At 51.4% G+C, this 24692-nt stretch carries 25 protein-coding genes; 17 read left to right on the forward strand and 8 right to left on the reverse strand.

All coding sequences use genetic code 11. The features are described from left to right. Positions 1-7 precede the first annotated feature (7 nt). The 13 genes from B036_RS0100720 to B036_RS0100780 all read left to right on the forward strand — a co-directional run bounded on the left by B036_RS0100720 (position 8) and on the right by B036_RS0100780 (position 12990). The gene (locus tag B036_RS0100720) at positions 8-1000 is read left to right on the forward strand and encodes a type IV toxin-antitoxin system AbiEi family antitoxin (RefSeq protein ID WP_020566766.1); all 993 of its coding nucleotides are present in this window, start codon (positions 8-10) and stop codon (positions 998-1000) included. After that, the gene (locus B036_RS0100725; RefSeq protein WP_020566767.1) at positions 981-1820 is read left to right on the forward strand and encodes a hypothetical protein; all 840 of its coding nucleotides are present in this window, start codon (positions 981-983) and stop codon (positions 1818-1820) included. The genes B036_RS0100720 and B036_RS0100725 overlap by 20 nt, the downstream gene beginning before the upstream one ends. Before the next feature lie 19 nt (positions 1821-1839). Further along, the gene (locus B036_RS34065) at positions 1840-2112 is read left to right on the forward strand and encodes a hypothetical protein (RefSeq protein WP_020566768.1); all 273 of its coding nucleotides are present in this window, start codon (positions 1840-1842) and stop codon (positions 2110-2112) included. Between the two features lie 58 nt (positions 2113-2170). Then, positions 2171-2452, forward strand: a complete 282-nt coding sequence (locus B036_RS0100735) for a hypothetical protein (RefSeq protein WP_026231553.1) — start codon at positions 2171-2173, stop codon at positions 2450-2452. 104 nt (positions 2453-2556) lie between these two features. Then, the gene (locus B036_RS0100740) at positions 2557-3267 is read left to right on the forward strand and encodes an alpha/beta hydrolase (protein WP_245557434.1); all 711 of its coding nucleotides are present in this window, start codon (positions 2557-2559) and stop codon (positions 3265-3267) included. Between the two features lie 26 nt (positions 3268-3293). After that, a complete protein-coding gene (locus tag B036_RS0100745; protein ID WP_020566770.1) occupies positions 3294-4439 on the forward strand; it encodes a methionine aminotransferase in 1146 nt (381 codons plus the stop codon). Between the two features lie 12 nt (positions 4440-4451). Further along, complete coding sequence (locus B036_RS0100750; RefSeq protein ID WP_211217358.1) at positions 4452-5705, forward strand: acyltransferase family protein; 1254 nt, start codon at positions 4452-4454, stop codon at positions 5703-5705. Positions 5706-5983: 278 nt separating this feature from the next. After that, entirely contained in the window at positions 5984-7159 is a 1176-nt protein-coding gene (locus tag B036_RS27545; protein WP_020566772.1) for a methionine aminotransferase, read from the forward strand. A 300-nt stretch (positions 7160-7459) separates the two neighbouring features. Continuing rightward, complete coding sequence (locus B036_RS0100760; RefSeq protein ID WP_020566773.1) at positions 7460-8236, forward strand: amidohydrolase; 777 nt, start codon at positions 7460-7462, stop codon at positions 8234-8236. Positions 8237-8552: 316 nt separating this feature from the next. Then, positions 8553-9464 carry a TIGR01777 family oxidoreductase gene (locus tag B036_RS0100765; RefSeq protein ID WP_020566774.1) on the forward strand — a complete coding sequence of 304 codons (912 nt, stop codon included), beginning with the start codon at positions 8553-8555 and terminating at the stop codon, positions 9462-9464. Between the two features lie 178 nt (positions 9465-9642). After that, positions 9643-10152 (forward strand): RNA polymerase sigma factor, encoded by a 510-nt coding sequence (locus B036_RS0100770; protein ID WP_020566775.1) that lies wholly within the window; start codon positions 9643-9645, stop codon positions 10150-10152. A 293-nt stretch (positions 10153-10445) separates the two neighbouring features. Further along, positions 10446-11876, forward strand: a complete 1431-nt coding sequence (locus B036_RS27550) for a sulfatase family protein (RefSeq protein WP_020566776.1) — start codon at positions 10446-10448, stop codon at positions 11874-11876. A gap of 61 nt (positions 11877-11937) precedes the next feature. Then, entirely contained in the window at positions 11938-12990 is a 1053-nt protein-coding gene (locus B036_RS0100780) for a flavin monoamine oxidase family protein (RefSeq protein WP_020566777.1), read from the forward strand. Between the two features lie 250 nt (positions 12991-13240). On the opposite strand, the gene kbl is transcribed toward B036_RS0100780, so the two are convergent. Together kbl and B036_RS0100790 are read right to left on the reverse strand one after the other, a co-directional pair. Continuing rightward, positions 13241-14428: a glycine C-acetyltransferase gene (gene kbl / locus B036_RS0100785; protein WP_020566778.1), complete on the reverse strand. Its 1188-nt coding sequence runs from the start codon at positions 14426-14428 to the stop codon at positions 13241-13243. A 48-nt stretch (positions 14429-14476) separates the two neighbouring features. Continuing rightward, complete coding sequence (locus B036_RS0100790; RefSeq protein WP_020566779.1) at positions 14477-15457, reverse strand: NAD-dependent epimerase/dehydratase family protein; 981 nt, start codon at positions 15455-15457, stop codon at positions 14477-14479. Positions 15458-15621: 164 nt separating this feature from the next. Between B036_RS0100790 and B036_RS0100795 the strand changes: the two genes are divergently transcribed. After that, a complete protein-coding gene (locus tag B036_RS0100795) occupies positions 15622-16086 on the forward strand; it encodes an Lrp/AsnC family transcriptional regulator (protein WP_020566780.1) in 465 nt (154 codons plus the stop codon). A 34-nt stretch (positions 16087-16120) separates the two neighbouring features. Here B036_RS0100795 and B036_RS0100800 read toward each other — a convergent pair whose 3' ends face one another. The 5 genes from B036_RS0100800 to B036_RS0100825 form a co-directional block, all read right to left on the reverse strand. After that, complete coding sequence (locus B036_RS0100800) at positions 16121-17935, reverse strand: acetate/propionate family kinase (protein ID WP_020566781.1); 1815 nt, start codon at positions 17933-17935, stop codon at positions 16121-16123. Between the two features lie 126 nt (positions 17936-18061). Then, a complete protein-coding gene (locus B036_RS27555; protein WP_020566782.1) occupies positions 18062-19432 on the reverse strand; it encodes a leucyl aminopeptidase family protein in 1371 nt (456 codons plus the stop codon). Positions 19433-19488: 56 nt separating this feature from the next. Continuing rightward, the gene (gene mltG / locus B036_RS0100810) at positions 19489-20508 is read right to left on the reverse strand and encodes an endolytic transglycosylase MltG (RefSeq protein ID WP_026231554.1); all 1020 of its coding nucleotides are present in this window, start codon (positions 20506-20508) and stop codon (positions 19489-19491) included. A 255-nt stretch (positions 20509-20763) separates the two neighbouring features. Then, positions 20764-21585 (reverse strand): 3-methyl-2-oxobutanoate hydroxymethyltransferase, encoded by an 822-nt coding sequence (gene panB, locus B036_RS0100815; protein ID WP_020566784.1) that lies wholly within the window; start codon positions 21583-21585, stop codon positions 20764-20766. A gap of 220 nt (positions 21586-21805) precedes the next feature. Then, positions 21806-22327: a GAF domain-containing protein gene (locus B036_RS0100825; RefSeq protein WP_020566786.1), complete on the reverse strand. Its 522-nt coding sequence runs from the start codon at positions 22325-22327 to the stop codon at positions 21806-21808. Between the two features lie 127 nt (positions 22328-22454). Here B036_RS0100825 and B036_RS27560 point away from each other — a divergent pair, with 127 nt between their 5' ends. Continuing rightward, the gene (locus tag B036_RS27560) at positions 22455-23378 is read left to right on the forward strand and encodes an RNA polymerase sigma factor (protein WP_020566787.1); all 924 of its coding nucleotides are present in this window, start codon (positions 22455-22457) and stop codon (positions 23376-23378) included. A gap of 8 nt (positions 23379-23386) precedes the next feature. Here the strand turns inward: B036_RS27560 and B036_RS32785 are convergent, their stop codons facing one another. Beyond that, on the reverse strand, positions 23387-23593 hold the full coding sequence (locus B036_RS32785; protein WP_020566788.1) for a GNAT family N-acetyltransferase: 207 nt from the start codon (positions 23591-23593) through the stop codon (positions 23387-23389). Between the two features lie 206 nt (positions 23594-23799). Between B036_RS32785 and B036_RS0100835 the strand changes: the two genes are divergently transcribed. Together B036_RS0100835 and B036_RS0100840 are read left to right on the forward strand one after the other, a co-directional pair. Further along, positions 23800-24291, forward strand: a complete 492-nt coding sequence (locus B036_RS0100835) for an SRPBCC family protein (RefSeq protein WP_020566789.1) — start codon at positions 23800-23802, stop codon at positions 24289-24291. A 24-nt stretch (positions 24292-24315) separates the two neighbouring features. Next, on the forward strand, positions 24316-24690 hold the full coding sequence (locus B036_RS0100840; protein WP_020566790.1) for a DinB family protein: 375 nt from the start codon (positions 24316-24318) through the stop codon (positions 24688-24690). Positions 24691-24692 lie beyond the last annotated feature (2 nt).

A 24692-nucleotide genomic window follows, 5' to 3' on the forward strand; every position in this document is an offset into this window, starting at 1 on the left:
AGCGTACATGGAGCACGAGATTTTGCAGCTAGCCTTGGCCGGTTTTCTTAAAACAACGGGATTCAACCTGAAGATTGTCAAGTTGAAAGGTGATAATCATGGCGATGCCGTTTTACAGTTTGCCCAAAAAGGGCATAAGGCGGATTTCGTTGTTGCGGTAAAAAAGCGGCTGACCAATGATAAGTTACCATCACTTCGAAAGTTTTTAGAGGAAGCAGTGTGCCCTCTACTCGTCTCGGACTACATACCAATGCCTCTAAAGTCCTATTTCAGAGAACAAGGAATCTGTTATCTGGACGCTGCTGGAAATGCTTACCTAGACGACGGAAAGGGGCTTTTTCTCTTTGTTGAGACAAATAAAAATCACACCGTAGAGGATAGGAAATCTGGTCGGGCTTTTTCTAAAGCGGGATTGAAAGTTGTCTTTCAAATACTAAAAAACGAAGATGTCGTAAACGAACCGTATCGAAATATCAGTGCAAAAGCAGGAGTTTCTATTGACACCGTAGGAAAAGTAATCAAGGAATTATTGCAAGATAAATACCTTGTCAAGGTTAGCACTAAGGAGTACAAAATCTACGACTACAGTAGATTGCTTCAGGAATGGGTAGTCTTGTTCAATAAAGTGTTGCGGCCTAAACTTCGTCAGCGGAAATTTTCTTTGGTTGATGCTGGGGTTTCAGGAATTGTTGACAGTGGACTTAAAGACAGCCTGGGTGGAGAACTTGGCGCTGAATTATTGACAACTTACTTGACAGCCGAGTCTTCGTTAGTTTACACCAACAGGTCTTTTGTTGACGTCGCTAAAGAATTGGGGCTAAGGCCATACAAGAAAGGGGAAGTTACTTTAATTGAGAAGTTTTGGCAGGATGATGATCGGGTAGGCGAAAGCACTGTCCATCCGTTGTTAGTTTATGCAGATCTTCTGGATATCCCCACACCCCGGAATTTAGAAGCTGCAAACATAATTTACCAGGAGCATGTCGAAGATAATTTATGATGCGCTGAGGTCTCCTTACCTCAAGCAAATATTGAGTGATGTAAAAATGGTTGCTGACCAGCTAAGTGTAGACTTCTTTGGCGTCGGAGCTTTTGCGCGTAATGTTTGGTACGTTGCGAATGATGAACCTTCAAGAGGTACAAAGGATGTTGACTTTGGGGTTTATGTTTCGAACGAGAAAATCTATTCTCGCATGAGAGGTTTGCTCATTGAAAAGCATGGATATGAGGCAGCATCAAATAATGCCTTTTGCCTGATTTCTCCCTATGGCATCCCTTTAGATTTGCTCCCCTTTGGTGAAATTGAGCGGGATGGACGTGTGTTAATTGAGGGAAAAGGAATTGTTTCTATTAGTCTGGACGGATTTCGAGAGACCTATAAAAGTGCTTTGGTTGAAACCGAGATTGAAGGAGACACAGTAAAGGTTTGTTCGATCCCAGCCGTAGTGCTTTTAAAGCTTATTGCTTACGATGACCGTCCGGAGAATCGGTCAAAAGACCCGATGGATATTAGTTCCATTTTTTCTCATTACCCAAGTATCGAGACTGATCTGATTTGGGACGAGTACAACTTTCTTTACGATCAAGAATTGAAGCACGAAGAGATTGGAGTAATGGTGCTAGGCTACGAAGTTGGGAAGATAATTAAGGCTAATCAGCACCTCTCTGGCCGGGTACTTACTATTCTAGATAAGGCTATAAAGCTTGAGTCTAAACTTGCGGAACGAATGATACTTGATCCAATGAAAAGTACCATTACTGATCAGGTTAGGCTTCTTTCGTTATTGCGGGTTGGAATTGTTAAGGAGTTGGTTGACTAATTCTACTACCTTAGTGGCAATGAAAGCTGTAGACAAAATCCCCTCAAAAAAGAAGTTGGCCGCATACATTTTCCTAAGTATTCTCGCAGCCTGTTTGTTGGAAGTGATTGTCAATTCGGGAAACGAAATCGTTTTCTGGAGTTATTTCGGACTTATGGTTGTCTCTGTCTTTATAGGGCGTTGGTATGGATTTGACATATCAAAAGGAATGGTGATCCACGCTTTCAGCCATATGGGATTAGTGTTTTCATTCTCATTTTTGATCTGGGGAATATTTCGCTTCCTACTATAAGATTTTCTGCTACTATACCTCTTCCTTTATTCTTGCTTATCCCCCCTACCTTCCCCCCATGAACCTCCACTCCAAACTCCCCAACGTAGGCACCACCATTTTCTCCATCATGTCTCAGTTGGCGGCGAAGCATGGTGCCATCAACCTCTCCCAGGGACTTCCCAATTTTGAGGTAGACCAGCAGTTGAAGGACCTAATCAATCACTACGTCCAGGGTGGGAACAACCTGAATGCGCCAATGGCCGGTTTGATGCACCTGCGGCCGCGCCCTTATTGGCCCAATGATGCTCGAATAGCTACCTTCAGAACACCTACCCTAATGCCAAAGAAGAAACCATGAGGAAACTACTTTTCACCCTTGTCTTATGCCTTAACCTGGCCCCCCTTTCCGCTTAGGAAGTTTTTTGCAATCAACCAGGGATTAAGCATGAAATCAAATCTGAAATCCTCGATGAAACACGTGAATTTTGGGTAAGTCTTCCTCTCTGGTATTCCGACACGGTCAACTATCCCGTAGTGTATGTATTCGACGCCGAATGGCGGTTTAATCTAACGCGACACATCCTATTTGACCAAGGGGCCAATGGCGTGATCCAGCAAGCAATTGTAGTGGGCATTCCTCATGTCGAAGTAGAAAACAAGCGAGGAGTTGACCTTACATTTAGCCAGTCGAGAATGGAATACGACGGAGAAGTGGTGGATTCCACCCGATACAACAGTGGTAATTCCGGTGGTGCCGCTAAGTTTTACCAATATCTCCTTACGGAATTGATCCCACAAGTAAATGAGGCCTATCCCACCAACGGCCACGAGACCTTAATTGGTCACTCCTTTGGTGGTTATTTCGGTAGCTACCTCCTTTCTTTGGAGCATCCCTTTGAGGTAATCCATATGTACGACCCTTCCATTTGGTTCAGCGACGGAGAGGTCATAGATCGACTCAAAGGTATCCGTGAGAAGAATAATTCACTGGTGAAAGTACACATCACTTACCAGGATAAAACTAAGTTTCATATGGACAAGGTTGAAGAATTTATCGGTGAGCTGGAAGAATTAGATTGGATTCAATTAACGAAAGGGTTCTATCCGGGATTTACGCACAACTCACTTTTCCTAGACAGCTTCTACCAAGGGATTAAGCTGACGAATAAATAACGAGAAGCAACTATCTTCCCCCCCCCATGCAACTAACCTCCAAACTCCCCAACGTAACCACCACCATTTTCTCCATCATGTCGCAACTAGCGGCAAAGCACGGCGCCATCAACCTCTCCCAGGGCTTCCCCAACTTTGAGGTGGACCAGCAGATGAAAGACCTGATCAATCACTACGTCCAGGGCGGTTTCAACCAGTATGCACCGATGCCTGGCCTGATGGAACTACGGCAAGCCATCGCTAAGAAGAAGGAGTTACTTTACGGTTGTTCTCTTGATCCGGACACAGAGATCACCATCACTAATGGTGCCACGGAGGCCATCTTCAGTGCCATCACCGCGCTCATCCGGCCGGGAGACGAGGTCATCGTCTTCGAACCGGCTTACGACAGCTACGTGCCGTCCGTCGAAGTAAATGGCGGAGTGGCCGTGCCGCTGCGCCTGAAAAGCCCGGATTACCGGATCGATTGGGATCAGGTCCGGGACATGGTCAGCCCGAAGACCCGGATGATCATGATCAATACGCCGCACAACCCTACGGGGACGGTACTCGGACAGGAAGACATGGAAGCGTTGAGCCAAATCGTATCGGGCACCGACATCCTGGTGCTGTCCGACGAAGTCTACCAACACCTGATCTACGACGGCCGCGAACACGAAAGTGTATTGCGGTACCCGGACCTGTACCGGCGCTCCATTATCACCATGTCGTTTGGCAAAACCTTCCACGCTACGGGTTGGCGCATTGGCTATGCGATCGCGCCGCCGGAAATCACGGAAGAGATCAGGAAGGTCCACCAGTTCAATACCTTCAGCATTAATCGGCCGCTACAGCACGCCCTGGCCGATTACCTCGCCACGCCGGAGAATTACCTTTCCCTGCCCGACTTCTTCCAGCGGAAGCGTGACCTTTTTCTGCATGCGATGGCCGACACGCCCTTTGAGTTCCTCGATTGCGCCGGAACTTACTTCGTCCTGGCCTCCTATCGTAATATTTCCGATCTCGGTGATCAAGCGTTTGCCCGCTGGCTCACTACGGAAAGAGGCGTTGCCGTCATTCCCATTTCTTCGTTTTATTCTGACGGGACGGATGAAAAGATTATCCGGTTTTGCTTTGCTAAGACGGAAGAGTTATTGCTGGGGGCGGGCGGAAAGTTGAATCTGCGATTGTAACTACTTTACACCTTGCTACAACTTAAAAAGCTCACTAAATTGTCTACTTCTTCCGCCAAAACTCCCCGCCTACACGCGCTTGATTCCATGCGTGCAATCATGATGTTACTGGGCTTAGTTTTGCACACGGGCCTGACTTATAACGTGACCAAACATGGAGACAGCTGGGGCATAAACCAAACGGTGGACACAAACATAATAACAGATTTTCTGGTTTTGCTGATCCATATTTTCAGAATGCCAGCCTTTTTCATGATTGCCGGTTTTTTCGGTGCGTTGCTTTTCTACGAGCGTGGAGTAGCCGTTATGGTGAAGAATCGAATTTCGCGTATTCTGTGGCCATTCATTGTTTTTCTGGTACTGCTTTTACCAATCATACGTTTTTGTTTCCGCTATACGGAGGAGGCGTATGCAGGAGGCGAAAGTCCCTGGACTTTTGCCCTAGATTACTTCAATGGACTGGCAGGCTTCTGGCCGGACCAGACTTCTCACCTGTGGTTTCTTTATTACCTGATGATGTTTACTGCTGGTGGAGTGGTACTGGCACTTGTTTTTGCTAAAACACCTAAGCTGTCCAGATTAATTAATGGCGCTTTTCGAGTGGTTTTCGCACGTCCAATCTTGCGGCTACTGATCTTTAGTGGTATGACTTATGGTCTGCTGAGTTTGCTCGGTACTTCGATGGTTGATGCCTCTGGTAGTCTGACTCCTCAAGGGCCCACGTTTTTATGGTTCGGCTTTTTTTATGCTGTGGGTTGGGTGCTTTATTTTTCCAGAGATATTCTTTCTGATCTAATTAAATTCGATTGGTTGTTTGCCCTACTTGGGGTGGTGCTGGTAGCTGTTCAGGGTATCATCATTCTCTGGTCTGACGGAGAGCTGGAGCCGAATGCTGCAACTCCACTAATGCTCAGCTTCGCATCCCTTACCGTATGGCTATTCGTATTTGGCATCACCGGTCTGTTTCTGCGCTACGCAAACGGATATTCTCCATTAATGCGCTACATATCTGATGCATCCTACTGGGTATACCTGATCCACTTGCCGCTGACGGCACTATTGCCCGGATTTATTGCTGAGTGGCCTTTCCCCGCGCTCCTCAAATTCCTGATCGTTTTATCGTTGGCGACGGTAATCTGTTTTGTTACCTACCATTACTTCGTTCGCAATACCTTCATCGGGCAATTTCTTAACGGGCGGAAGTATGACCGCAGACTGCCCAGGATACAACCGGCCAGTTATACTCCTCTCGGTCACCAGAAGTGAAAAGTATTTGCAGCTAATCAATCTTGAAAAGGACGGTTCGTTCACTATTTTAAATCGATGTCTCTAAGTACTCCGCCAGTCATTAGGCGTGGCTTGCAGGCTATTTTTTGCCCAGAAATTGGAATGCAATGCATGGCTTGGCACTTCTCTGTTTTAATTCTTTTCTCTGCACCTGCGGCCGCGCCCTCACTGATGCTCAGCTGAATAATGGGCCTCAAAAAAGGACCGCCGGTGCCATCGGATGAGTTTACCGAGAACGGTATGACTACCTTACCAAAATGCAAATCACCTCAAAACTACCTAATGTAACTACCACTATCTTCACCATAATGTCCCAGCTCGCGGCGAAGCACGGCGCCATCAACCTCTCCCAGGGCTACCCAAATTTTGAGGTCGACCAGCAGCTGAAGGACCTCGTCAACCACTACATACAGGCCGGATTCAACCAGTACGCACCGATGGCTGGGGTACTGGCCCTGCGCCAGGCCATAGCCCGGAAAAAGGAAGTACTTTACGGCTGTTCGCTGAACCCGAAAACGGAGATAACCATCACCAACGGCGCTACCGAAGCCATCTACAGCACCATTTCCGCCCTGGTCGGCGCGGGCGACGAAGTCATCATCTTCGAACCAGCTTACGACAGCTACGTGCCGTCCATCGAAGTCAACGGTGGCGTAGTAGTGGCTCTCCGTCTGAAAAGCCCGGACTTCCGCATAGACTGGGAGCAGGTCAAAGACGCGGTTACGCCCAAAACGCGGATGATCATGGTCAATTCTCCCCATAATCCTTCGGGGGTTATGCTCCGGCACGAAGACCTGGCGGCCCTGCAGGAAATTGTGGCGGACACCAATATCCTGGTCCTTTCCGACGAAGTTTACCAACATTTGATCTACGAAGGCCGCCGGCACGAGAGCGCGCTGCGCTATCCGGACCTGTTCCGGCGCTCCATCATCACGATGTCGTTTGGCAAAACCTTCCACGTTACGGGCTGGCGCATCGGCTACGTAATTGCGCCACCGGAAATCACCACCGAGATCAGAAAGGTCCACCAGTCTAATACCTTCGGCATCAACCGGCCGCTACAGCACGCCCTGGCAGATTATCTGGCTACCCCGGAGCATTATCTTTCCTTACCCGCTTTTTACCAACAAAAGCGTGATCTTTTCTTTGAGCTTATGGCCGATACGCCTTTCGAGTTCCTGGAATGTAGGGGGACCTACTTCGCCCTGGCTTCGTACCGGAAAATATCGGATATGGGCGATCAGGAATTTGCCCGCTGGCTAACCAGGGAGAAAGGGGTTGCCGTAATACCAATTTCCTCCTTTTATTCCGACGGAACCGACGAGAAAATCGTCCGTTTCTGCTTTGCTAAGACGGATAAGATGTTGGCGGCGGCGGCGGAGAAGCTGGTTGGGATTGAGGAGTTGTCGCCTGCTCACAGCTGCCTGGTTTGATCTGTGCCCGGGCTATCCGCTTTGGGATGAAATTCTGCGAATTGCAGGAAGGTAGGTTAAGGTGGGCGCAAAACGGTGCGAACAGACAGGTGGCTAATAGCAGCAGCTTCATACCCGGTGTAATTTAATCGGATAAACCCGCATCGCATTCCAGTGAGGAGGCTGGCTTGTTGGAGGAAGTAGCGTCTTTTGGGGGTATGGTGGTTTTGCCTGGGCTTAAAATACGGCGCGAACGCGGGTGCAAGGGGAGGTAAAAGCCGCGATTCAAAAACCAACCATAAAGTCCGTAATTTACCACCCATGACCGATCTCCACGTAACCATCATCCAATCCGCCATAGCCTGGGAAAACCCAGCCGCCAACCTAACCCACTATGCGGAACTGATGGCTGATCTGGAGGGGGCCACCGACCTGATTGTCCTGCCCGAAATGTTCACCACCGGCTTCACCATGAACCCCTCCGCCAATGCGGAAAAAATGGACGGAACGGCGGTGCAGTGGATGACGAAGCAAGCCGCCAAAATAAATGCCGTAATCACTGGCAGCCTGGTGATCGAAGAGGGGGGGAAATACTACAACCGCCTGATTTGGATGCGCCCCGACGGTACGTACGCCACCTACAACAAGCGTCACCTCTTCGTCATGGCCGGAGAGCACGAGCAATACGTAGCGGGACGCGCACGGCTGGTGGTGAAGCTAAAGGACTGGCGCGTATGCCCCATGGTTTGCTACGATCTGCGCTTCCCCGTCTGGGCCCGCAACGACGGCGCCTATGATTTGCTGATCTACACGGCCAACTGGCCCAATAAACGGGCGTATGATTGGAACACCTTACTCAAAGCCAGGGCCATCGAGAACCAGTGCTACGTGGTGGGCGTAAATCGGGTGGGTACCGATGCGAACGGGCATGTCTACAATGGCGACAGCTGCGTGATCGATCCGGGGTGGCGGCAGACGCTCTACCACGTGGAAGAGGAGGAGGCAGTATACACCGAGACGCTTTCAATGAAGCACCTGCTGGAAGTTCGGCGGCGTCTGCCGTTTCTGCAGGACCGTGACGGGTTTACCATTTCTTAGGCGGGGCCGCAGGTGCGGGGGGAAGGTAGATAAGCAAGCAATTCATCCAAGCATTACTCTTTCGCCGGCCACCATAAGGGCCCGACGGCGAGCAAGGGAACGATCACGTTAAAAAAGGCATTCTGGAAATTTACCAGCAGCAAACAGACAAGGAAATTACTGGTTGTGCCATCAAAAACAAGGCGTATTCCCGGGAGGATGACCTAGCGCCCCTGCTCCTTTACCGTTTCCTTGCACCTGCGGCCGCGCCCTGAAATACAAAGCAATATAGTAGCAAAACCATTCCCCCCACCATCCGTTTTACGACAAAAGTCCCATGCCCAATAAAGTAGTCATCACTGGAGGTACCGGTTTCGTCGGCCGGTCCCTGGCCAACCAATTATCCGAAGCTGGTTACGCCTGCACCCTGATCGGCAGACACCGCCCCAATAACCTGAACGGACATGGCTTTGCCCAATGGGATGGTCGGACGACAGGCCCGTGGATAAAAGAACTGGAAGGTGTTGCGGGGGTGGTTAACCTGGCCGGCCGCTCCGTTGACTGCATTAAGACGCCGGATAACGTCGATCAGATCCTGCGATCACGGGTAGAATCTACCGCTGCCATCGGCGAGGCGCTACGGCAAGTCAAAAGTCCGCCGCCGGTTTGGGTTCAAATGAGCACCGCACACCTTTATGGAGATTCACCAGACGTGACCTGTACCGAAAAATCTCCGTTCGGCTATGGTTTGGCACCTTACGTAGGGCAACAATGGGAAAAGGCCTTCCACGAGGCGCTGCCCGATCAAATCCGGGGGGTGATCGTCCGGACCAGTTTCGTCTTAGGCAAAAACGGAGGTGCGCTAGGCTCACTCATGCGCATCACTAAGTTAGGTTTGGGCGGAACCGTCGGCAACGGCAAACAGGGCATGAGCTGGATTCACGAATACGACATGAACGCCATCCTGCAGCGAGGTATTGAAAATGAAGCTATGTCCGGAGCCTACATCGCCTCCACCCCCAACCCCGTCAATAATAAAGACTTCATGAAGGCGCTGCGTGTGGCGGCGGGAATTCCGATTGGTTTGCCAGCCCCCGCTCTGCTGGTACGGTTTGGCGCAAAAAACGTCTTTCGTACGGACCCCGAACTAGCTCTGTATGGTCGCTACGTCGTTCCGGAACGGCTACTGACCGAAGGCTTCAGGTTTAAATTTCCGGAATTGAAGGATGCGCTAGCAGAATTGGTGTAAATACATTGACACCACTCTTCTCAGTTGTTAAATATAAATTTTTGATTAAATTTAATCATTTTTAAATAAGCTAAATATACCTAAATTCACTGATTATCAGTAAGTTATAAGTTTGGCACGGTATTTGAATGAATAATGGCACACGCTTTTTTATTTTAATTCAGACAACAGATTACAAATGACTAACCAAGAATTCATCTCCAAGACTAAAGAACTTAATAACCTTCTTTTCGCTTTTGCACTTCGCCTTACCCGCAGCCGCCAGGACGCGGAAGACCTGATGCAGGAAACAGCCATTAAAGCTTACAAGTATCGCGATAAGTTTGCCAAAGGAACTAACTTCAAAAGCTGGATCTCAACCATTATGCGGAATACCTTTATTAATAACTACCGCAAAGCAAAGACCCGTCGTCACCTGAACCATACTGCCGATGAGGTTACTGAGAATATTGAGGTAAAAAATGTTGTTGCCAACTCTGGTGAGCAAAATCTACGGATGCAGGAGATGCAGCGCATGCTAAAAAGTATCGGCGAACTATACTCTATTCCTTTCCTGATGTTTTATAAAGGATATGAGTATCAGGAGATCGCTGCTCAGTTACAGATTCCGATCGGAACCGTGAAGAGCCGGATCTTTAGTGCCCGGGTTAAGATGAAGCAAATTCTTGGTAAGCGCAGTGCCGCTTAAGATTTAAGTCAAAGAAAAATTTTGGATCCCCGAAGCGGCTATTGCTGCTTCGGGGTTCTTTTTTTTGCCCCGCCTGCTCAAGGTATAGAACAAATTATACAGGTCATAAGTCGTCAGACCAACTTTTGTCCGGCTACGCCCGGTTAAAAGAATTGGTCTGACGACCGCTCCAACTCATTGTTCGCCGTCTTAGCTAGCAGGTAGGTGCAATTTGTTACGTATACGCCTCCCTCACTCCTTACCCGATTGATAAGAGTTTCCTTAAGTTTACCAACTCCACCAATCTTTGGACCATGCCTCGTTTCTTCGTTCTAATTGCCTGTTGTGCCTGCTTATTCTCTACCTGTGTCGACGTAGACATTCCAGGCTCGGCGGAAGTCGTAAAAGAACGGTCAGCCCCCCCCAACATTATTTTCATCCTCACCGATGACCAGGGTTACGGCGACCTTTCCTGCTACGGTTCCTCCCGTATTTATTCCCCGAACCTCGACCAGATGGCCACCGAAGGGATCAAACTGACCAGCTTCTATGCATTTCCTTCCTGCTCACCGAGTCGGGCGGCGTTGATGACGGGGTGCTACCCACCCCGCGTCGGCATTCCCGATGTGGTGGGTCCTCCGGGAGTAGCCTGGACGGCCAATAAGCAATATGGCCTGCACCCACAGGAGACGACCTTGCCCGAGGCACTCAAATCCGTTGGCTACGTTACTGCGATGGTGGGAAAATGGCACTTGGGCCACTTTCCGGAAACAATGCCGCAAAAGCATGGTTTTGACCAATTCTTTGGCCTGCCCTACAGCAACGATATGCTGCCGGAAAAAGGCTACGGGAACCTCAGCCTGATGCGGAACACGGATACGCTGGAGGTCAACCCCGACCAAACCCAGCTGGTAAAACGGTACACCGCCGAAGCGTTGGACTTCATCCGCCAGAAACGCGACGTTCCCTTTTTCCTGTACCTGGCACACAGCATGCCCCACGTCCCGATCTTCGCCTCCGACGATTTCCTGGAAAAGAGCGGACGGGGCCTCTACGCCGACGTGATCGCAGAAATAGACGCCTCCGTTGGCACCCTTCTGGCGGAGCTGAAAGTGCAGGGTATAGACGAAAACACGCTGGTAATTTTCACTTCAGACAACGGCCCCTGGTTAACCTACGGCAACCACGCCGGCAGCGCCGGCCCCTTTCGGGAGGGCAAGGGAACCACCTGGGAAGGCGGTATGCGGGTGCCGATGATCGCCCGTTGGCCAGGTAAAATCAGTGCGGGTAGCGTAAGCCACCATCCGGCCTCCCTAACGGACATCCTCCCTACCCTCGTAAGCATTGCCGGCGCCGGGTTACCGGAAAAAAAGATCGATGGCCGGGACCTCACGGCTCATTTAACCTCCCCTGCACCTGCGGCCGCGCCCCCACCCGATGCCCCCATGTGCTACTACCGATCCGGCAATCTTGACGCTGTGCGGGTAGGCAAATGGAAGCTCCACGTACCCCACAGTTTCCGCTACGTAGACATAGTGGGAAACGATGCAGTTTCGGGAAACTATGCCTACCGCGACACCGGATTGGAATTGTACGACCTGGAAGGTGACCCGGGAGAAAAGTACAATGTTGCCGAAAAATTTCCAGAAAAGACGGAGGAGTTACGGGCGCTGATCGAACGGTTACAAGCAGAAATGGAGACGGAGAAGCGGGCGCCCTTCCGGCCTGGTGAGGGAGTAAGTTAGTGAAGGAGTGAGTCACTGAGTGGCTCTTCAACTCAGAAACTCACTATGGTGTTCCCCTCTCATGACCACAACTGAAACACTCATCATTGGCGCCGGGCTGACCGGTCTGACTGCCGCCTACGAACTCCACAAAGCCGGTAAGCCTTTTCTGCTTATCGAAGCTCGTGACCGAATCGGTGGCCGAATCCTCACTTCTCGTACAGATGGAGGTGCAGCGCTCGAACTAGGCGCCACCTGGCTCGGCAAAAAACACCAGGAACTGATCAGCTTGCTGTCCGAACTGGGCATTGGCGTCTTTGAACAGGTTACCGGCGGTCGTGCCATCTACGAAGCCATTTCCACCAGCCCGCCTCAGGTAGTCCAGCTGCCGCACAACGATGAGCCCAGCTATCGGATCGCTGGCGGAAGTGAGATGTTCATCCGGGAACTTCGGAGCAAAATCCTATCAACGTCTGTTCGTCTGGATGAAGCGGTGCTGGCGCTGAAGGGGACGCCAGACTACGTGGAAGTGACAACGGCCAAAGGCGTTTACCACGCCGGAATAGTCATCTCTACCCTACCCCCTCACCTCTTCACGTCGAAGATTCAGGTCAGCCCGGCCCTGCCCTCCCAGCTGCTCAATATTGCGCAGCAAACCCATACCTGGATGGGGGAATCCATTAAAGTGGGCCTGCGCTACGCCAAGCCATTCTGGCGGGAAGACGGCGCACCCGGCGGCACCATCTTCAGCAACGTTGGCCCCGTTTCTGAGATGTATGATCACACCAACATCGAAGAAAGTAAGTACGCCCTCAAAGGTTTTCTAAACAGCGCTTATCACTCCCTTACCCGGGAAGAGCGACGGGATATGGTCTTAACCCAACTCCGAAAATATTTTGGAGACGTTGTCGATGATTACCTGGCCTATGAGGAAGGCGTCTGGCGGCAAGAGCCCTACACCTTCGTCCCCTACGCAAGCCACGTATTACCGCACCAGCACAACGGCCATCCGATCTTCCGGGACACCTACCTGGACGGACGGCTCCTGCTGGCCGGATCGGAAACTGCCGTGGTTTACCCGGGGTATATGGATGGGGCGGTACGGAGTGGAAAGCGCGTGGCGCTTTTGGTGTAACTCATCAGGAGCTCTTGATAAAAGGTGACCACGGAGTGGTCTAACTTTTATTTGCCCCGGATGAAAGGTCGAAAAGCGACCTTTTACCCGGGGTAAATGGTCATTCCTTAGCTTTTGCGGCACTTCGCGCCGCCATGTTAAAAACCCATTCTTAAACCCCGGGTTTCGGCATACCGCCTTACCCGTAGCAAATACAATTCGATCCCTCCGGGATCTATTGCATAGGAAAGCCAAAAAAGGTTATCGTGGTCTACGAGACTACTCCAAGCTCCTTCCCAACCTTAATAAAAGCAGCAATCGCCTTATCAAGATGCTCCGTTTCATGCGCAGCGGAAAGCTGTACCCGGATACGGGCTTTGCCTTTGGGGACAACGGGGTAAAAGAACCCGATGACGTAGATGCCTTCTTCCAGTAAACGGCTGGCGTAGGTCTGCGCCAACGGCGCATCGTAGAGCATTACCGGAACGATCGGGTGGTCTCCGGGAATGATGTCAAAGCCTGCCTCGGTCATCCCTTTGCGGAAATATTTGGTATTGGCCTCCAGCTTGTCGCGCAAGCCAGTTGACTCCGTTAACATGTCGACGGCTTTGATGGACGCGCCGACGATGCTTGGGGCGAGGGTATTGGAGAAGAGGTAAGGGCGGGAGCGCTGCCGGAGGATATCAACAATCTCTTTGCGGGCGGCGGTGAAGCCGCCGGAGGCACCACCAAGTGCCTTACCGTAAGTGCCGGTTATGATGTCGACACGGCCCATGACGCCACGGTATTCGTGGACGCCGCGTCCGGTTTTACCGATAAAACCAGTGGAGTGGCATTCATCCACCATCACCATCGCATCGTACTTGTCGGCTAGATCACAGATTTTGTCGAGCTGGGCGATGGTGCCGTCCATAGAGAAAGACCCGTCGGTTACGATGAGTTTGCGGCGGGCGCCGGAAGCCTTCTTCAGTTCTTCTTCGAGCGCCGCCATATCATTGTGCGCGTAGCGGTGGCGCTGCGCCTTACATAAGCGGATACCGTCGATGATGGAGGCGTGGTTCAGGGCATCAGAGATGATGGCGTCTTCGGCGGTGAGAATGGGCTCGAAGAGACCGCCGTTAGCATCAAAGGCAGCGGCGTAGAGGATACAGTCTTCCATGCCGAGGAACTCGGCGGTCTTCCGTTCCAGCTCTTTGTGGATATCCTGGGTTCCACAAATGAACCGGACCGAGGAAAGGCCAAAGCCGTGGGTATCGATGGTGGCCTTACTGGCCTTCAACAACGCCGGGTGAGCGGAGAGCCCCAGGTAATTATTAGCGCAAAAATTGAGGACGTGGGAAGTATTTACGGTGTCAATTTCCGCTCCCTGCGGAGTAGTAATTACACGTTCTTCTTTATAAACGCCGGCGACCTTCATGGCGTCGAGTTCCTCCTGGAGAGCTTCTTGGATATTGTACATTTAGTAGAGAGTTTATATTTATGAGACTTGGCGCGCGTCTATAAGGTTTCAAGCCGCTGCCTGGTTCTTGCCAATGCGAGGATTGGGATTATTATACTTTTTCTGCAGGTTTTCAATCATGGCTGTCACCAGTTGTTGCAGGTCGAAGCCAGGTTCCCATCCCCAATCTTCACGAGCTGGTGTGTCATCAATGCTGTCGGGCCATTTTGAGGCAATTTCCTGACGAAAGTCAGGGGCAAAATCCACCTGAAAATCGGGGTACACCACCTTGATGGCCGCCACTAGATCAGCGGGGCAAAAGCTAAGACCGGAAAGGTTATAAGAGGTCCTGATTTTGATACCTTCACTAGGAGCCTCCATCAGTTCGATGGTTGCCCGAATGGCATCATCCATAAAAATCATCGGCAGCATTTCATCTTCCTGCAGGAAACAGGTGTAGGGCTTGCCCAAAACAGCCTTGTGGAAAATATCCACGGCATAATCGGTAGTACCGCCGCCGGGATCAGATTGGTAGCCGATAACGCCCGGATAACGAACGGACCGGACATCGAGGCCATACTTAACAAAGTAGTACTGTGCCCAATTCTCTCCGGCAGCTTTACTGATGCCGTAAGCAGTGAGTGGGTCGAGGAAGCTGTCGTTCGGTGTATTCGTTAATTGAGCACTCTCCCCGAAAACGGCAATAGTACTGGGGTAGAAGACCTTTTCTACGTTCGCTTTTCGGGCCACCTCCAATACGTTCAGTAAGGCCGTCATATTGATGCGCCAGGTACGCAGCGGGTCCTGCTCTCCACTTGCGGACAAAATAGCCGCCAGGTGATAAATTTGAGTAACCCCGTTATCCCTGACTACCTCCGCTAAACGATCCTCATTCGTAGCGTCGATCACCTCGAACCGGCCAGTATAGGCTGCGGCCGGACGCAAGTCAGAAGCAATTACGTTGTCCGTACCATAACGGATACGCAGGGCGGGAATCAGGACAGTTCCCAACTGGCCGTTAGCGCCAGTAACTAATATGGTTGGTTTCATGCTTAATACTGGATTAGAGCTGTCCAGTAAAATTAGGGCACGCCATGATTTCACGCTGCATTTTGACAAAATGAGCGAATAATAACGGTTAATTGCAAATATTCCCGTTTTTTTACTCCGCAAAACAGTTGTCTGACTAACAATCCGCGAAAATTCTTGTGTCCATGCAGTTAAAAATTGACGAAACAGACCTTATCATTCTACGCATCCTACAGGAAGACTCCAAGAAGACGGCCAAGGAAATTGCGGCACGCCTCAACCTGACGGCATCACCCGTTTATGACCGGATCAAACGGCTGGAGAAGCAGGGGTTTATTAAAAAGTACGTGGTTATCCTGGATAAAAAGCTTTTTGATCTTCCGGTGACGGCCTTCTGTCAGGTCTCCATGCGGTACCACGATAAAACTTTCATCGAGCAGTTTGAGGACCAAATTCAGGCCCTGGAGGAAGTCCAGGAGTGTTATCACATGGCGGGGAGAGTGGACTTCATCCTGAAGGTTAACAGCCGGAGCCTTGAAGACTACCACAACTTTATTAAGAACAAGCTTTCTAAAATCGAGAACATTGGGGAACTGAACAGCACCTTCGTACTGAAGGACATCAAGCATACCTCGGCGCTGAACATCTAGAGTGACTCACTCCTTCAACTACTCACTCATTCGGCTAACCAACCATCACCCGCCGCTTCCGCAGCGTCCCCTGTTGCCCGGTCTCCTCCAATACGCCCTCGTCGCCGGAGTTAATTTCCGCAGCGTTCCCCTCGTCGGTATCAATGTGCATTTCCAGTTTATACTTTGGGGATACCCGGATGAGGACGTTGCCGAAGGTCAGGCTACGCTCGCCGCTACCGACGGCCACCTCGACGATGTCGCGGTCAGCGACACCAAATATGGCGGCATCCTCCGGCGTCATGTGGATGTGCCGCCAGGCACATATTACTCCGTCCTCCAGATTGAATTCACCGGCGGGCCCAATCAGCTTGCAACCAGGCGTATTCTCCACCTTTCCGGATTCCCGGACCGGGGCATCGATGCCCAGGAAAAATTCATCCGTCCGACTGATTTCAAGCTGGTCTTTGCTGCGGACAGGGCCTAGCACGCGCACACGTTCGATGGTGTTTCGTGGGCCAACCACCGTCACGGTCTCCTCCGCCGCAAACTGGCCCGGCTGGCTCAACCATTTCCGCACCTTTAACTCGTGGCCTTTACCGAAAAGCGCCTCTACAGTCTCTTGCCGAAGGTGAATGTGCCGGGCAGAGATGGCAACGGGGATGGTTGGCAGGGTATTCACGGCATCGGCCTTTTCGATCAGCTTACCGCATTCCCGGGCGATGGCAAGTTGCTCGTCGGTCCGTACTGCCAGCAACTTCACACGGCTGTGCTGCATGCTAAAGTCCACTACCGGTGTAGTTTCAGAAAGCTCAACAGAGTGGTTTTTGTCTTCGTTAATGATGGCCCCCAGATAATCCAGCCGCTGGCTGGCCCGGTGGCGGACTACGGCGCTGTTCTCCCCAACTCCTCCGGTGAATACGATGGCATCGACACCGCCCATAACGGCGGCGTAGGCACCAATGTACTTTCGGATTCGGTGCGTATAGACTTGTAGCGCAAGCTGACAATCGGCGTCTCCTTCGGAAGCTTTTTCCAGGATGGTACGCATATCGCTGCCTACCCCGGACAAACCAGCGAGCCCACTTTCGCGATTCAACAGGTGATCTATTTCGCCGGTATTCAAGTCCGCCTGTTCGTGAAGGTAATGGATGATGCCAGGGTCAATATCCCCCGACCTGGTCCCCATCACCAGGCCTTCCAGCGGCGTCATGCCCATGCTCGTTTCGATAGAACGGCCGAATTCGATCGCCGTAACGCTGCCACCACTACCGAGGTGACAGGTGATGATGCGGAGGTCATGAGGAGAGCTGCCGAGGAATTTAGCGGCGGTAGCTGCCACGTATTTATGGCTGGTACCGTGGAACCCGTAGCGGCGAATGCCGTGTTGAGCCATCAATTCCTTTGGCAAAGCGTAAGTCTTGGCCCGGCGGGGCAGGCTTTGGTGGAAGGCTGTGTCGAAAACGGCGAAATGGTCAATATCCGGGAACAGCTCCCTGGCTGCGCGGATACCGCGCAGGTTGACGGGGTTGTGCAGCGGGGCCAGCTTGCTCAATTGTTCGATCTTTGCTTCTACGTCCGCGCCCACCAAAGTTGCCCGGTCAAAATCTTCTCCTCCATGGACAACACGGTGGCCAACACCAGCAATTTCGGTCCCACTCAGTTTATCTTTCAGGGCCTCCAGGCAGACAGAAATGGTACGTTCCGCCCCCTTATTTTCCAGCTCGATGGTGGTACCGTCGGAAAAGGTGATCACCGGCTGATCAAGCAGGCGTTCGGCCAGCATTTCCAGGTGACGTTTTCCTGTGTCAGGGTCGATGACGGCAGCTTTTACAGAGGAAGAACCGGCGTTGATAACGAGAATGTGCATGCGTAAGGTGGACGTAATTAAGGTAAAAGGGATGAAGTATTTAGTGACCTAACATTGCGCTTGCTGTGGGGTTTAGTTCAGTGGATAAGTTTAGCGCTGCGCTTGCTGGTGCTGGCATATTAGGGTTTAAGCATTACGCTCCAACCACTCCACAAACAACCGCATCCCAAACCCGGTGGCCTGCCGGTCCTTGGCGTAAGGACCTTGCTTCAGTGCTACCCCGGCGATGTCGAAATGGATAAAGGCTGGATGATCGCCAGTGAAGAATTCCAGAAATTTAAAGGCATCGATGGCGCCATTGATCGGTCGGCCGGAGTAGTTTTTGATGTCGGCCACATCGCTGTCCAATCCGGACATATAGTCGTCCCAGGTCGGCAATGGCCAAACGCGTTCGCCGCAAGCTGTTCCCGCCTTGGTAAAAGACTTCACCAGCGCGTTGTTCTTGCTCATCATCGCTCCGCACTCGTAACCGAAGGTCCGTACGGCACTGCCCGTAAGCGTGGCCACATCGATGAGGATTTTGGGTTTTAAGTATTTTACGGCGTAGCTCAATCCATCGCTCATCACCATCCGCCCTTCGGCGTCGGTGTCGATGATCTCGATGGTTTTTCCGCTGTGGCCGGTAATCACGTCACTGGGTTTGTAGCTCATAGCATCGACGCTGTTGTCTGTACTGGGGACGATGCCAATCAAATGAACGGGTAGTTTCAACCGCGCAGCCGCCTCCATTGCCCCGAAGGTGGCGGCGGCGCCGCCCATATCCGACTTCATCAGGTGCAGGTTCGTACTGGGTTTGATCGATACGCCACCCGTATCGAAGGTGATGCCCTTACCTATGATGACGGTAGGCCCTTCCTCCTTCGGTGCCCCCTTCCCCTTATACTCCATGATGATAAAGCGCGCTTCGTCTTCACTCCCCCGGTTCACCGCCAGCAAAGCCCCCAGGCCTTCTTTCTCGCAGGCGGCCTTATCCAGGACCTTCACCTGGTAGCCATGAGTTTCGCCCGAATTAACGGCCCAGGCAGCAAGGTCTTGTGGCCGTTTCATATTGGCCGGTGCGTCGACCAGCGCGATAATGCTTAGTTGAGTTTCGGCCAGGGCAACTTCTTTGGTAATGGCTTTCTCTGCCTTATCGGATACTTTACCAGCCTCTATTTCCATCCGATCCCCACTGAGGGGATGCTCCGAAGATTCACTTTTCCACTTCCCGGGTGCGTAAGTACCAAGAATCAGGCCACCGATGAAGGCAGCTAGTAGCTCTGACTTTAGTTTAGTGCCCCGCAAATCGACCTTGGGGTGTAGTTGCTCCCGTTCTTTATGGCTCAGCCCTCTGGCCAGGGTTCTCAAACTGGCAGGCGTGGCCTTAGCCGGTAGCCTTACAATATAACCATCTGGTTTCGGCGTCCGCAGGTAATTACCGGGAGTAAGAATGCCTTCCAGCTCTTTGTCATTGGACGATAAGAATCGGAAAGTAGTAGTTGGGGAAGATTTTTTCATAGCGGTCTTAATAAATGATGCTGTATCCCTGAACACAGAATTCAAGTGCATGTTGCCTACCTAAGCCCCCTGGCCTTCAAATTAGCTACATAGACCGCCTTATTTCTGGCGTGCCCTGCCACCGTGGTGGCAAAATTATGCAGGCCGGAATTATCTCCTTTGGCGCACATGAATATATAGTCGTGGCTTTCCGGATTAAGCACGGCCTCAATGGCGCTGATTTCCGGCATTGTGATGGGCCCGGGTGGTAAGCCAAGGTTAGTGTAGGTATTGTACGGATGGACAAACTCGATGTGCTCGTACAGTACGCGTTTGATGCCGAAGGCCCGGGTAGCGAATACCGCAGTCGGATCAGATTGCAGCATAATTCCCTGCTTGAGGCGATTGAGGTAGAGCCCCGCAATGCGTGGTTGTTCGGATCGGGCCAGGCTCTCGCTGTGGACGATGCTGGCCAGCGTGTAAGCCGTAGCGGGGGTTAGTCCGTTAGCTTTGGCTTTAGCCAGGCGCTCTTCATTCCAGAAGCGTGCGTGTTCTTGCATCATCCGGGCAACGAAGTCCCGCGGAGAAGCATCCCAATAGAGCTCGTAAGTATTAGGGATGAAAAGCGTTTGTAGGGTGGCTTTGGTGTAGCCAATACTGTCAAGGAACTGCTCATTCTGGAAAAGGCGAACGAAGGCCAGGCTGTCGGCTTCCAGAAATCGGGCAGCCTTGGCGGCTACGTTTTCAGGCTCTCTTTCTACGGTAAGGACAACCTTTACGGCCTGTCGGTTACCGCTTCGCAACTGTCGGATAAGGTCCACCATGCTTGCGCCCGGGACAAGCTCAAAGCGGCCAGACCGCATGGGGTCCTTTTTCCAGGCCATCCGCGCTGCCAGCGGATCGAAGACTGATCGGTTGGGCGCTACCCCTTTTTCCGAAAGTATGGCCAGCACTTCTTCGTAATTCGCTCCCGTTGGTATTTCGATTATAATCGGTTCACCGTCGGGCACTACCGCTGTCATTTTTACCGTAAAATAAGCATAGCCAAACAAGGCAACACCCATTAGCAATAATAGGGAAATAAGTTTCTTAAACATGCATTCTGTTGGTTGCGGGGCCCGACAGGTCGGGAAGTTCAGGCGCGGACGCCGGTGCAGGGCAGGGAATAATAATAGCAGGCTAAGGTAACCTCCCCTGTGCTTTAAACGCGTTGGCTTGCACCTGCGTTCGCGCATGAAATCAAGTTGTCGGGTTGTCAAGTTATCGGGCTGTCAGGTTCTCCGTCAACAACTAATGGACACCTCGACAACCTCATATACGACAACCCGACAGCCTGACAACTCGACAAAACGCTAATACTGTTCCTTTTCGTTGGGGAAGTCCTGTGCTTTAACATCGTCCACATAACGCTCAGTGGCGTCTTTGATCACGTCAAACAGCTCTGCGTAGCGACGCAGGAACCGGGGGTGAAAATCTTTGGTAATCCCCAGTAGGTCATGGGTCACCAGCACTTGTCCGTCACAATGCACGCCGCCACCGATGCCAATTGTCGGTATCTCAATCGATTCACTTACTTTTTGGGCCAACGCCGAGGGAATTTTCTCCAGTACCAGGCCAAAACAGCCCAGTTCTTCGAGTAGTTTAGCGTCTTTTACCAGTCGGCGAGCCTCCGCTTCCTGCTTAGCCCGCACGGTATAAGTACCGAATTTGTAGATCGATTGCGGCGTGAGTCCCAGGTGTCCCATCACCGGAATCCCAGCCGAAAGGATGCGTTTAACGCTGTCCTTTACTTCATCGCCGCCTTCCAGTTTTACCGCATGGCCCCCGCTTTCCTTCATGATTCGGATAGCGGATTTAAGGGCCATTTTGGAATCGCCCTGGTAGGTTCCAAAGGGGAGGTCTACTACTACCAGCGCACGTTCTACGGCACGAACCACACTGCTGGCGTGGTAGATCATCTGATCCAGCGTGATGGGTAAGGTGGTTTCATGACCAGCCATAACGTTGCTTGCCGAATCACCAACCAACAGCACATCGGCGCCGCCGGCGTCGAGAATACGGGCCATCGAATAATCATAGGCGGTCAGCATAGCGATCTTCTCCCCGGCCTCCTTCATTGCCCGCAACGTGTTGGTCGTGACGCGCTTGGCTTCTATTTTCTTATGTACGCTCATGAGGGGGAAGATAGTTCGTTTGGCTGTTAGCTTGTTAACGTGGTGGTATCAAATAAAACGCCCTCCATCGCTTTGCGATGGAGGGCGGCATGTTCAACAAGCGAATACTTACTTAGCTGAGGGGATCTTGCTGGGGTTGAGCAGGTCGTAGAACTGGTTCAACTCAGGCAGCAGGATGATGCGGGTCCGGCGGTTGGTGATACGTCCTTCGGCGGTGGCGTTAACCAAAAACGTTCTTAAGCAGCGTCTCCAGCTCCCGTTGATCCACTTCATCAAACGATCCTTCCAGTGTGGAATCTACGTCGAATACTCCCATCAGGGTGCCGTCTGCCCGGCGTACCGGCAAGACAATCTCCGAGCGACTATTCGGGTCACAGGCGATGTGTTCTTTTCCCTGGACCAGGGCGTGGGTATCTTCCACTATCCGTGTCTCCCCAGTTGCGGCAACGGTGCCACAGACCCCCTTACCGAATTTGATGTACAGGCAACCGAGCGTGCCCTGATACGGACCAATCACCAGCTTGTCTTCTCCGCGAACCAGGTAAAAACCTACCCAGTAATAATAGGGTATGTACGTTTTCAGCAAACAATTCATGGTGACCATTTTAACCTGATCGTCGGCTTCATCTCCGAGGGTGGCCAAGATCGCCTGGCGGGCCTCAGCATATACCACACGCTTCTGATCCGGACTCAGGGGCCGGGAAGGTTTGATGAAGTAGGGCATTTCTGCGGTTGCAGCCATATTGGTCTATTGGTCTATTGGTCTATTGGTCTATTGGTCGGAAACACCTTAAGTACGTTCTGGTTCTTTATCAGGGATAGCTTATTTTTCCTCCGCTTCCTCCTTTGTCCTTAGAATCAAGGATTTAATGCTCAAAAGTTGTAACACCAAGGATTACCTTGCATCTAACGGAAAAACTACCATGCAGAATCCTTTGACAGCAGCTTACAATGAAGCTGATAATCGCACCCTCGTCGAAGCCGCCGTAGCTGGCGACCGTAAAGCACTGGACCAACTCGTGCACCTCCACCAGCCTTTCATCTACAACGTTGCCTGGAAGATGGTGCACGACCCAAACGACGCTATGGACCTGACACAGGAGACCTTGTTAAAGGTTATCACCAAATTGGCCCAATTTCAGGGCAAGAGTAGCTTTCGTACCTGGCTGTACCGGATCGTAACCAACGAATTCCTGATGGGCAAACGGCGGAAGAGCGAGACTTCCTTCAGTTCCTTCACAGACTATGGTGCCCAACTCGACGCTGTCCCAAACGCAGAACTCACCCGTGAGGAAGAGATCGAACAGGAGGAATTAAGTCGGGAGATGAAGATCCGCTGCATGTCCGGAATGCTGATGTGCCTTACGCGGGAGCAGCGGCTGATCTACATTCTGGGAGACAGCTTTGGAATTGACCACAACGTCGGTGCGGAGATATTTGAAGTCTCCCCACAAAACTTCCGGGTAAAACTCCATCGCGCCCGTAAGGAGCTGTACAATTATATGAACAATAAGTGCGGGCTGGTCAACAATGCCAATCCCTGTCGCTGCCCCAAAAAGGCCCGGACGCTGAAGCAGATGGGCGCACTCGACGAGGATAGTATGCAGTTCAACGTGGGCTTCAAATCGAAAATCTCGGCTTACGCAGTGGCTAACCACGAAATAGCGGGCGACGCATTCGAGGAGAAATACACCGAATTATTCCGCGACCACCCGGCCCGTCAGGAGTTTGACAAGCAAACTGCGGTGACAGAAATATTAGATAATAATGAGTTGATGAGGTATTTTAAGTGACCGAGAGACTACTTAAGTACGTCCGCAAGTGATGGGTCTTTATCAAAGACACTCTTCGCGTAAGAGCAAAGTGGAAGAATTTCTATGTCATTGGCCCGTGCGTGTGCTACCACCTTGTTTAGCAACTGCCGGCCGACGCCCTGTCTACGCGGTGACTCCCCTACCTCGGTATGGCTGATGATGAAGAGGCTAGGGCCTGCAATAGAAAACTCCATGTGGGCAAGCGGGCTGGAATAAAGACCGACTCAGGCGGTCCCTTTGGCATTTTCGATCGTGGGTTCGACTTGCATAAGGGGGTTATTTTAACTCAACAATCTAGTTCGAAATGGACACCAAGTCAAAATTTTGAGCTTTTCTCCCCAGGTTTTGTAACACTTCCCTGATTTCCACATCCAACTGGAGAATCAACAAATTTGGAACAATGGAAATCAAAAGAACTATCACCGTCAACAAGCCTATCGATAAAGTATGGGACGTACTCGGAAACGACTTCGGTAGTGCCGCCAAGTGGGCCACCGGGCTTTATCACTCTGAAGGTTACGGAGTGCCACAACTCGCAGGAGCGGCATGTAACAACCGTTCCTGCGATACAAACCAGGGTGCGATCAAAGAGGTTGTCCGGGTTTTCGACGCCAATAACCACCACCTGGCCTACGAGGTCATCGAAGGTTTCCCTGGCTTCGTAAAGTCCGGGATCAACAACTGGCGGCTGACGGACCTGGGAAACGGAAAAACTAAAGTTGACATCCACTTCATCGCCGTGCTCCAGGGCATCATGGGCACCCTAATGAAACCGATGATGAAGTGGCAACTTGGCAGCACATTCGACCAAGTACTGGAAGACTTCAAAGTCTACGTTGAAACCGGAAAGCCTTCCGCCAAAAAGGTAAAAGAACTTAAAAAAAAGGGCTAAGAAAGCCGCTTAAACACAACAGACATGAAGTTATTAAAACAAGCTGCCATCGTAGCTAACGTCCTCTTCCTTGCCCTATTCATGGTATCCTGTGGTGAACATGAGCACGCCAAAGGCCTTGATCAAAAAAGTGCCGCAACCATTACCGATGCCCGTAGCACCACCGCTTCCCAGGGGCTGAAGGTCAAACAAATAAAGTTCGACGGGGACCTGAAAGCCAAAGCGGAACTGGACGAGGAGGAACGGGGGAAGACGAAATCCTTCTGGGATGGCCGGGCTTCGGTCAGTCGAATTCTCAACTTCACGCTAGATCACGTAACCCATCACCGTGGCCAGACCACGGTTTATCTACGGATGTGTGGGCACTCCGCTCCGGACTATGTAGTGGGGGTAAACTAAAA

Source organism: Neolewinella persica DSM 23188 (assembly GCF_000373105.1).
Taxonomy (GTDB): Bacteria; Bacteroidota; Bacteroidia; order Chitinophagales; family Saprospiraceae; genus Neolewinella; species Neolewinella persica.